Source organism: Microcystis sp. LE19-195.1E (assembly GCF_027532095.1).
Taxonomy (GTDB): domain Bacteria; phylum Cyanobacteriota; class Cyanobacteriia; order Cyanobacteriales; family Microcystaceae; genus Microcystis; species Microcystis aeruginosa.
On sequence record NZ_JAPZSZ010000240.1, the window covers coordinates 1 to 10952 of the forward strand.

At 45.3% G+C, this 10952-nt stretch carries 2 protein-coding genes; both read left to right on the top strand.

Going from position 1 to position 10952, the window contains the following annotated elements:
- Positions 1-64: 64 nt before the first annotated feature.
- Positions 65-10219, top strand: coding sequence for a CARDB domain-containing protein (locus O9300_RS13420; protein WP_287972125.1), 10155 nt, complete (start codon positions 65-67; stop codon positions 10217-10219).
- Between the two features lie 23 nt (positions 10220-10242).
- Positions 10243-10952: cadherin repeat domain-containing protein (locus O9300_RS13425; protein ID WP_287972127.1), on the top strand; the 710-nt coding region annotated here is incomplete at its 3' end.

A 10952-nucleotide genomic window follows, 5' to 3' on the forward strand; every position in this document is an offset into this window, starting at 1 on the left:
AGATGGAAGCTATACCATTACCCGTAATGTAACTTTACCTAGTACGGCAACAGGCGATCGCTATTTGTTGTTTCTTGCTGATACTTTTAATAATCAAGCGGAAAGTAATGATAATAACAACACCTTTGCGGTTCCCATCACCCTTAATGCTCCTGATTTAGTGGTCACAGACATTCAGTCTCCTCTGGAAACCCTATCGGGAGAGTCAATCGAAATTTCTTGGACGGTCACTAACCAAGGAAACGCAGGAGCAACGGGAACTTGGTCTGACCGAATTTATCTGGTTAATGCCTTTGATAATTCCTTTATCAGAGATTTAGGTATTTTTAGCTATACCGGTAGTCTCGGTGTGGGTCAAGCTTTAGAAAGAATTCAAAACCTAGATATTCCCCTTGACTTGAACGGCAATTATAAAATCACTGTCACCACCGATTACTACGAAAATCTTGCCGAAAGTGCAAACACAAACAACACGACAACAGATGATCAGATTTTTAGCGTTATTCTTGCCCCTGTTCCCAATCTGGTTGTGAGTGAGGTCGCTGCGCCATCTACCGCTTTCTCCAGTCAAGAAACAGTCGTCGCATGGACAATCACTAATACAGGAACAGGCGCAACGAATGCCCCCATCTGGTACGACAGAGTATATCTATCACTAGATCAAGAAATTGACAATACAGACACCTATTTAGGGCAGGCGACCAACATCAGTTACTTAAATGCGGGTGATAGTTACAACAATAGTTTAACCGTAACCCTACCTCGCGGTATTGATGGCAATTACTATTTCCTCGTACAAACTGATGTTTATAACTACGTTACCGAAGTTGGTAATGAAGGGGATAATTGGGGTTCTGGTGGGCCGACGGATGTTAATTTAACCCCACCTCCCGATTTACAAGTAACGGCGGTTAATGCGCCTAATGGAGCCTTCTCAGGACAACCAATGAACCTGAGTTGGACTGTCACTAATGCTGGTACAGGACGCACTTTAGAAACAGCTTGGTGGGATCGGGTGTTTATGTCCGAGGATGAAACCTTAGACGAAGAAGATTATCTTCTGGGCAATTTCTATCACAATGGCGCATTGAATGCGGAAGAAAACTACACGGGTTCAGGGACAGTGAATCTTCCTGTTGCCGTGGCTGGGGATTTCTTCTTCTTTGTGCAAAGCGACATTTACAACAACGTCTATGAGCACGTTTTTGAGAATAACAATAGTGGCTACGACACCACAGCAACGAACATTACCCTAACGCCGCCACCAGATTTAGAGTTTGAATCCTTAACGATTCCGAACAATGCTCGTTCTGGTAGCAGTTTAAGCATCAGTTATCGAGTCACTAACTTTGGAGCCACAGAAACCCCGAATTATTATTGGACTGATACCTTCTATCTTTCCAGCGATAATCAACTAAATACGGCAACGGACATTAATTTGGGTAGTGTCGGCCAGTATGGCATTCTTGATCCAGGTGATGGTTATGATCGCACGGCTAACTTTGCCTTACCCAATACCTTAACTGGCACCTACTATGTCTTTGGTGTAACTGATAACGGCGATCAAGTCTTTGAATTAGACAATGCCAATAATGTCATTCAAGGAACCAATCAAGTAGAGATTGTCTCTCAACCTGCGGATTTAGTCGTTACTAACGCAACTATTCCGACTACGGGAGAAGCTGGTAAGGCGATTTCCGTGCAATGGACAGTGAAAAACCAGGGAACTGGGGATACCATTGTTAACAGTTGGAGCGATCGCCTTGTAGTTTCTAACGATGAGGTTTTAGGCGATGCAGATGATCTGACCCTCGCCAGCTTCACCCGCACCGGACTTTTAGCTCCCAATGGTACCTACAGTCGGACTGAAAGTGTTATCTTACCCTTTACCCTAGAAGGCAATTATCAGCTATTTGTCGTCACTGATTCGGCTAATAGCGTTTATGAAGGTAGCAATGAGGGGAACAACGGCTCTAGTGCTTTTCCCCTCACCATCTCTCGTGATACTCCCGATCTCCAAGTTACTAGCATTACTCTGCCAAATACTGTAACTCCCGGACAGCCGCTGACCCTCAATTGGACGGTGGCGAATTTAGGGGTAGGACGTACTAATAGCAATTATTGGTACGATCAGGTTTATTTGTCTTTAGATAAAAATGTCAGCGGTAATGATATAAGTCTAGGGTCGGTTTATCGTGCAGGAGCGTTAGAGCCATCAGCAAGTTATAGCGCCACAGGTACTTTCTCGCTTCCGGTTAATTTGAACGGCAGTTACTATGTTCTAGTGCAAACTGACCGAGATAATAACGTTATTGAAGCTGCATTTGAGAATAATAACGTTTTAGCCAGCGATAGTATCAGTGGAGGCGGTTCAGGAACCGGAAGCCTACCGATTACCCCCGCTCCTTCTGCTGATCTTGCCGTTACTTCTGTCGATGCGCCGGAACAGGGAATTGCCGGACAATCTCTGAGTTTAACTTGGACGGTTGTTAATAATGATGCCAATACGGGTCAAAGTTGGTATGATGCCGTTTATCTATCCCGTGACCAAATTTTTGATCGCAACAGCGATATTTATCTCGGCTATCGTAACCACACAGAGGGGCTGAATGACGGTAGTAGCTACACGGTCACGCAATCATTCGATGTCCCACGAGGTTTAGGGGGACTTTACTATGCCTTTGTGGTAACGGATAGCGGTAATGCGGTTTACGAACGGGATGGAGAATCTAACAATGTGCGCTTTGATGGTTCGTTAACGGAAATCATCATCCCCCCGCCCTCGGATCTTGTGGTGACTGGTGTTACTGTTCCGGCCAGTGGCATTCCGGGTCAAGCTATTAGCCTGAGCTATACCGTTCAGAATCAAGGGACCGAGTCCGCCTACGGAAGTTGGACGGATGCCGTCTATCTTTCTGCTGATAATCAGTGGAACATTGGAGATGTCCTAGTTGGCCAGGTGAATCGTTCGGGGGATGTGGCCGCTGGCGCAAGTTATACGGAAACCCTTAATGGCGTGGTTCCGGGGGTTAATTTAGGGGATTACTATGTCCTTGTTCGTAGCGATATTCGCAATCAAGTTCCCGAAGTCAATGAGGGTAATAATACTGGTGTATCAAATGCGAAAATTGCCCTTGACGTAGAAGCTTTAACGCTAGGAACGCCCGACACTGGGGATTTAGACCAAGGTCAGTCGGTTTACTATCGTTTCAATGCCACTGCTGGTCAGGCGATTCGTCTGAAGTTAGATAGCAGCTCTGATCAATCTTTGAATGAATTGTATGTGCGTTATGGCGCAATGCCAACGCGGGGACAGTTTGACTGGACAACGACACAACCCTTTAACACCGATCCAGAAATTGTAATTCCCATTGAACAAACGGGAACCTACTATGTGCTGGGCTATGGTGATCAGGTTTCAGGAAGTCCTAGTTATGAAATTCTGGCCCAAGAGATTCCTTTCTCTATTACGGACGTAGCGAGTCGGAAAATTGGTAATTTTGGTGAAGCTACCCTGGAAATTCGTGGCGCAAGATTTTCTACCGATACGACATTCCAACTCCGGGCCGCTGATGGAAGTCTGATCACCGCCGAGAATATCTATCTAGAAAATTCTACTCTAGCTTACGTTACCTTCGACCTCTTTAATGAAACCTTGGGGCTGTATGACGTTCAAGCAAACCAGGGTAATAGCACTGCACGGTTAGAGGATGTCATCACGGTTCAAGATGCGAGTGGTTTCGACTTGGATTCCAATATTACAGGGCCAGAGGAAGTCCGTCCGAACCGCAATTATACTTTCAATGTTAACTATGGCAATACGGGAGATACGGATGCGATCGCTCCTCTGTTGATTATTGAAAGTGTTACCAATACCCAAGTAGGAACGACTTTAAAGGGACTGACTTCTGATGCGCCATTGCATTTGTTGGGTGTGAGTAACGAAGGCCCACAGGGGATTTTGCGACCGGGGGATATCAATGTTCTGCCTGTGTATTTTAACAGCAACACTGCCCCCATTGAATTTCAGGTTCGTACCTACTCGGCAGACAATACCACAGCTATTGATTGGAATAGTTTTGAAGTTTCAATTCGTCCAGAGGGATTAACTGATGCTCAGTGGGATAGGTTCTTGAGTAACATTGTGCCTCGTGTTCAGACTTATGGCGACTATGTGAAGATGCTCAATGATATGTCATCTCAACTATCTGCTGAGAATGAGCCAATTTACGATGCAAAAGATTTATTTGCACGAATGTATGCAGTTAATCCAGAGTATCAGCCATCGTCCAATCTATCGGGTCAATTACTAGATGCAGAAACAGCTATTCCCCTAGCTGGTGTAGAATTAGCAGCTTATGAAACAAGAGGCGAAGACAATCGCCTAGTAGGAACAGCTATCACAGATCAACAAGGTAATTTCACATTTATTTCTTTAGAGTCTGGCAGTTATGAATTAGCTTTAAGCGATTACGACTTTGACATGGATCGCAATGGAGAAACCGATCTTGAACTGCCAATATATGAAATCAATGCAAATAGTGATCAAAATGTTGTTATCTATGGCAAATCTCAAGAAGAAGTATCTTATGTAAACGAAACTAATCCAGTTTTGACTCGTGATTCAAAGGGTACAACACACATCATTTGGTCTCGTGATGGCAACATTACTCATGCTTTCTTCAATGGAAGTAATTGGGTAACATCGAATCCTATTCCAGAAGCTACGGGAACTGACTTTACAATTCGGGCTTCAGACAATCTGATTAATGGAACAACTCCGGGATTGATTGTTAGCTGGAAACAAGGTGAAGGCAATGAATCTGAAATCTACTACTCTATTGGCCGTCAAGAAGAACTTGGCAATACCTATGAATGGACTACACCTACCAGTTTAACAAATAATACCATAAATGACTCAAATCCATCTTTGGTTGTTACACAAGAAGGAGAGATCGTTACTGTTTATCAGAAGTATGATAGCGAAATTGGAGATGACAAGGATTTATATTATGACTCGTTCCTAATATCCTCAAATAATCTTTATTGGAGTACCAATAATAACCAATTTTTAACTAGCACTTCAGAAGATTTAACCACGTTAAGTTCTTTTTCTTATTCGATAAATATTGGTAAAAGCATAAGTATTCCTAAAGTAATTCCTTTTATCGGAGGAAAAACAGGAATAGAACTATCGGGAACCATCAGTGGGCAATTGGGTGAAAATCCTCAACTTAATGGAGAACTTGAGGGTAGCGCCCAACTTTCTAAACGCCTTGAAGGAGCAGTTAATGGTGCTGTAGAGGCAAATTGGAAAATCAATAAAGAAGAATGTGAGTATGAATTTGAGTCCGCATCTTTGAATGTTGGTGGCTCGCTATCGGGTGCAATCGGACCTAGCATTAATGAATGGGAGTTAAACATTGGTGGATATGAAATTATAGAGATTGAGGGCATTGGCCTCTTTCTTGATGGGGGAATTTCAGGAACAGCAACTTGGAATAGTCAAGCTGATTTTCCCTCTTGGCCATCAGGTGGTGATGTTAGCCTTAACGCTGGACTTCGTATCGGAGCAGAAGAAGTTGAGTTGTTTGACAAAGTTGAAGGTGTACTCACTGGTTCTGGCGTAATTGAAGTTCAGTTACTGCCTACACCAGAGTTTAAAGAAATTTCAGCTTCTATAACGGCAAGTGGTCGCTGGGGAAATCACGAGATTAGCTACACTTATGAATGGAGTAAAGAATTTGGCGGATCTTCAATTTTTGGTATCCTTAGTGATGAGAACAACATACTGCCTGATGGTCTGACAATTGTTTATGATCCTCAAACCGGTACGAATAATATCTACGGGACAAATAGTGTTTCAAATAATCTTCAAGATGATTTTTCTGAAGATGCTGCTCCAAGCATAGCTATTAGTTCAAGCGGTGAAATTTTACTTGCATGGGCGAAAGAAAACTCCTCAGAAGAGATTTTTGGAGATTCAATCAATATCTCAACATTTAATGGAACTACTTGGAGTAATCCAATCCAAATTCCTGACAGTCTTGGATACATCGGTCAAGTTTCACTAATGTACGATGTAGATAATAATCCAGTTGTGGCTTGGACTGCAGCAAGTTCTTCTGGAATTAGCACAAATAGTTCTGCTGAAGATGTGTACCAGACCATTAAATCGGGGGATGTATTTTACGCAGTTCAACAAAATGGAATATGGTCTTCACCAATAGCTGATTTGCAAAGGTCGGGAGATGATACAAGTACAAAATTACATGAAGTAATAAATGGTTTATTGCCGTTAACTTGGATTAACAACTTAGACGGCAATGAGCGTCTTATGAGTTCTTTCTGGAATGGGAATAGTTGGAGTTCTCCTCAAGTAATTGTTGACCATCCAATTAGTGGATCTGTATCTCTTTCTGAAATAAATGGCAATGTTTTTGCTTTTTGGGCAGAAGATGTTAATCCTAGTGATACAAACCTTGAAACAAGTATCTTTTACAGTTCTTACGACACCACATGGTCTACTCCAGAGTTATTTAACCCAGACATTGTAGAATCTCTAGTTATTTCTAACATTAGTAACTTGGAGACTGAGGATTTAGTAATTCAAGGTATTTCATTACCCAAGCCTCGTGAAGAATATTGTGAATGTAAGGAAGGAGATACTGAATGTGATGATGACGATGATGACGACGACGATGATGACGACAACGATGATCCCCCGTACAAACCTCGTCCCGTTCAACCCAGTGATCCCAATGACATACTGGGTCCCGAAGGCTTTGGCGAAGATCGTTGGATCGATACTGATGAACCCCTCCGCTATACCATTCGCTTTGAAAATGTCGCCACTGCCACTGCCCCCGCTCAAGAGGTATTCATCACCCAACAACTTGATGCCGACCTCGATTGGCGCACCTTCCGGGTTGATGATTATGGTTGGAGTGGTGCTGTCTATGAATTAGAAGGTAATCGAGCCTTCCATAGCACCCGCATTGACTTAACTGAAACCCAGGGTTTCTATGTAGATATTGCCGCCACCATTGATACCCTCACAGGTATTGCGACCTGGCGCATCAGCACCGTTGATCCCACCACAGGAGAAGCCCCTCTAGACGCACAACAGGGATTCCTACCCACCAATGACGAAAACGGACGTGGTGAAGGTTTTGTGACCTATAGCATCCGACCTAAATCTACCGCAAAGACGGGGGATGTCATTGACGCTGAAGCCGAAATTATTTTCGATACCGAAGAACCCATTAAAACCCCGCCTATTTTCAACACCCTCGACACAGACAAACCCACTAGCCAAATCAATAGCCTGCCAGAAACGACTGATAATCCCCAAATTCTCGTCAGTTGGACGGGGAGCGACACCGGTTCCGCTTTAGCTAACTACACCATCTATGTTTCTGACAACGGCGGTGACTATACTCCCTGGTTAACCAATAGCACCCTTACCGAATCCATCTACCAAGGACAACTGGGGCATACCTACCGATTCTATGCCCTCGCCACCGATAATGTTGGGAATACCCAAGAAATTCCCACCACAGCCCAAGCCACCATTCGAGTCACGGGTGGAGTGGGGACTATCGGCGACTTTGTTTGGCTTGATGCTAACGCCGACGGTATTCAAAACCCCGGAGAATTAGGAATTGCCAACGTAACGGTCAAACTTTACGACAACGCCAACACGCTTATTGCCACTGCGACTACCGACGCAACGGGTTCCTATAACTTCGACAACATCACTTCGGGTGAGTATTACCTCGAATTTACCGCTCCTGAAGGCTATCTACTCAGCCCATTAAACCAAGGCAGTGACGACACACTGGATAGCGATGTTGACCCTTCCACCGCCAAAACCGTTAACTTTACGGTTAATGCAGGAGAAAATCTCTCTTGGGATGCCGGTCTGTATCAATTAGCAAGCATTACCGGTCAAACCTGGAACGATGTCAACGGCGATGGCGTTAAACAATCCACTGAAATAGGCTTGTCGGTTTGGACTGTCTATTTAGATAGTAACAATAATGGGCAACTTGACACGGGAGAAACTTCCACTCAAACCGATGTTAACGGTAACTACACCTTTAATGATCTACGTCCAGGAACCTATACTGTTGCCCAAATTGTCCAGGACGGTTGGCAACAAACCTATCCTATTTTCAGCGTCAGTACCACCGGCTCTAGCGTTTCTTTAGCCATTCCCACCTTAGATTTCATTGTTCCTTTCACCGACGGCCCAACGGAACTCAACTTCAGCGCCGCTAATTATCTGGTTGCCGAGGACGGGACTGCCCTCGCCGAGATTGTTGTCAGCCGTAGCGGCAACCTGGCAGGGACAGTGTCCGCTACCCTGACCTTTGCCGATGGAACGGCGACGGGATGCGGTTGCGCCGCTAGTTCTGTCAATAATGACTTCAATCACGCGCCGATTACAGTTACCTTTGCGGCAAACGAACTCAGTAAAGTCATTACCGTCCAAAACGCCCTCCTCAATACGCCCAATACGATTCGGATTCGTAACGACGCTAAAGTTGAGGGCGACGAATACTTTACGCTCCAATTAACCAATGCCACTAACGGGGCAGTGATTGGGAATCAGAGCCTAGCGACGGTCACCATTGTGGATGACGAGTCCCCCTCGAATTTACTAAATAGTTCTCCAACCGCTAACACAAATATTGACCTATCCAGTGCTTTAAACAGCAACGCCCTCAGCCTGCTCAACCTCAACGACTTCTGGGCCGATTCTCGCTTCGCTAATATCACCGGACAAGGCTATAGCACTGTCATCATCGACACCGGCATTGACCTTAACCATCCCCTCTTTGGCCCGGATTTAGACAACAACGGCATTGCCGACAAAATTATTTATCAATACGACTTTGCCGATAATGACAATAATGCCAGCGATAAAAACAATCACGGCTCCCATGTGGCCAGCATTGTTTCCTCTGTCGCCCCTGATGCTAACTTAATTGTTCTCAAAGTCTTTAAAGATAGCGGTTCTGGCTCCTTTGCCCACCTCGAAAAAGCCCTGCAATGGGTCAACAGTAATGCGGAAACCTACAACATCGCCTCCGTTAACCTCTCCCTCGGCGACAGTCAAAACTGGACAACGGAAGTCGGACGCTACGGCATTGGCGATGAATTAGCGGCGATCGCCAACCAGAATATTCTCGTCGCCGCCGCCGCTGGCAACAGTTTCTACACCTTTAATAGCACTCCCGGACTGTCCTATCCCGCCGCCGACCCCAACGTTATCTCCGTCGGCGCCGTCTGGGCCGATGACTTTGGCTCCCGTACCTTTGGCAACGGCGCGGTCGATTACGCCACCTTTGCCGACGCGATCGCCTCCTTCTCCCAACGTCATCCCCTCCTAGACGTCTTTGCCCCCGGTATTTTAATCACCGGCGCTAATGCGACCGGCGGCACCATCAGCATGGGCGGCACCTCCCAAGCCACCCCCTACATTTCGGCGATCGCCACCCTCTCTCAACAGATTGCCCAAACCTACCTAGAACGGGAATTAACCCTAACCGAATTTAAAACCCTGCTAGACACCACCAGCGATCTGATCATCGATGGCGATAACGAAGCCGATAACGTGGTCAACACCGGCAGTTCTTACCCCCGCGTCAATGTCTTAGCTATCGGGGAAGCGATTCTGACCCTTGGCGATCCGTCCCAAGGTTCTCAATCTGGTAATACGGGCAATGACGGTGCTGGCGACTCTCCCTACACGCCCGTCAACACAGTGAGTCTGGTTCATACGGTTACCCTCAGCGCTGGACAAGCACTCGAAAATCTCAACTTCGGTAATCAGGAAGTTCCTAATACAGACTTAACGGGATTGGATATTGACGGCAACGGTCAGTACGATGCCTTATCCGATGGCGTTCTCCTCCTCCGTTACCTATTTGGTGGCTTTGAAGGAGATGACCTGATCAATGGGGCTGTCGCTACCAACGCCCCCCGTAACCTCACCGAAATTAACACCTATCTCCAAACCAGCATCGAGAGGGGTTACTTTGACATTGACGGTAACGGCGTGGTAGATGCTCTCTCCGACGGGATTATCGCTATGCGCCACCTCTTCGGGGGCTTTGAAGGCAACACCCTCATTGACGGGGCGATGTCTCCCGACGCGACAAGGGACTTAGCAGGAGTTCAATCTTATCTAAACACCCTCACCATCCTTTAAACCTTACATAAAAAGAAAACATTATGGCTAGTCAAATTATTACCTTATCTCTAGAAAATCCCAACACCAGTTTTGGAATCGGTGAACAAATTGTTGTCAACGTAACCTACAACGTAGACAACGCCGACGCAACTTTAACCGGTATTGGCTTTAGAATTCATTTTGACAATACAGAGCTACAATTCGACGGCGCCAACGTTGGGTTTACCCAATCCCTATTTGGATCAGTTAATGCGTCAAACGAAGTCGGCAATGATAACGACCCCGAGACCAATCAAAGCGTCAACTGGCGCTACGCCGATTTTTTTGGTCAATGGCCAAATACAACCCTACCGCTAAGTTTAGGCTCGCTTACTTTTACAACCCTAAGTGACTTTGATGGCACTAACCTCAATGTTACCTTTTCTTCTACCGTCCCCAGTTTTACTGGTATTGGTAATTCACTGGCATTAGTCAATGATGTTAATGAAACACCAACAGATTTAGCATTAAGTGCGACCACAGTAAATGAAAATGTCCCTGTTAACACAGTGATTGGAACATTTTCTAGCACAGACCCCGATACTGGTAATACCTTTACCTATAGTTTAATAGCAGGAACAGGAGATACAGATAACTCAGCATTCTCGATTGTAGGGAATCAATTACAGATTAATAATTCCCCCGATTTTGAAACCAAGAATAGTTACAGCATTCGGGTAAAAACCACCGACCAAGGGGGACTAAGTTTTGA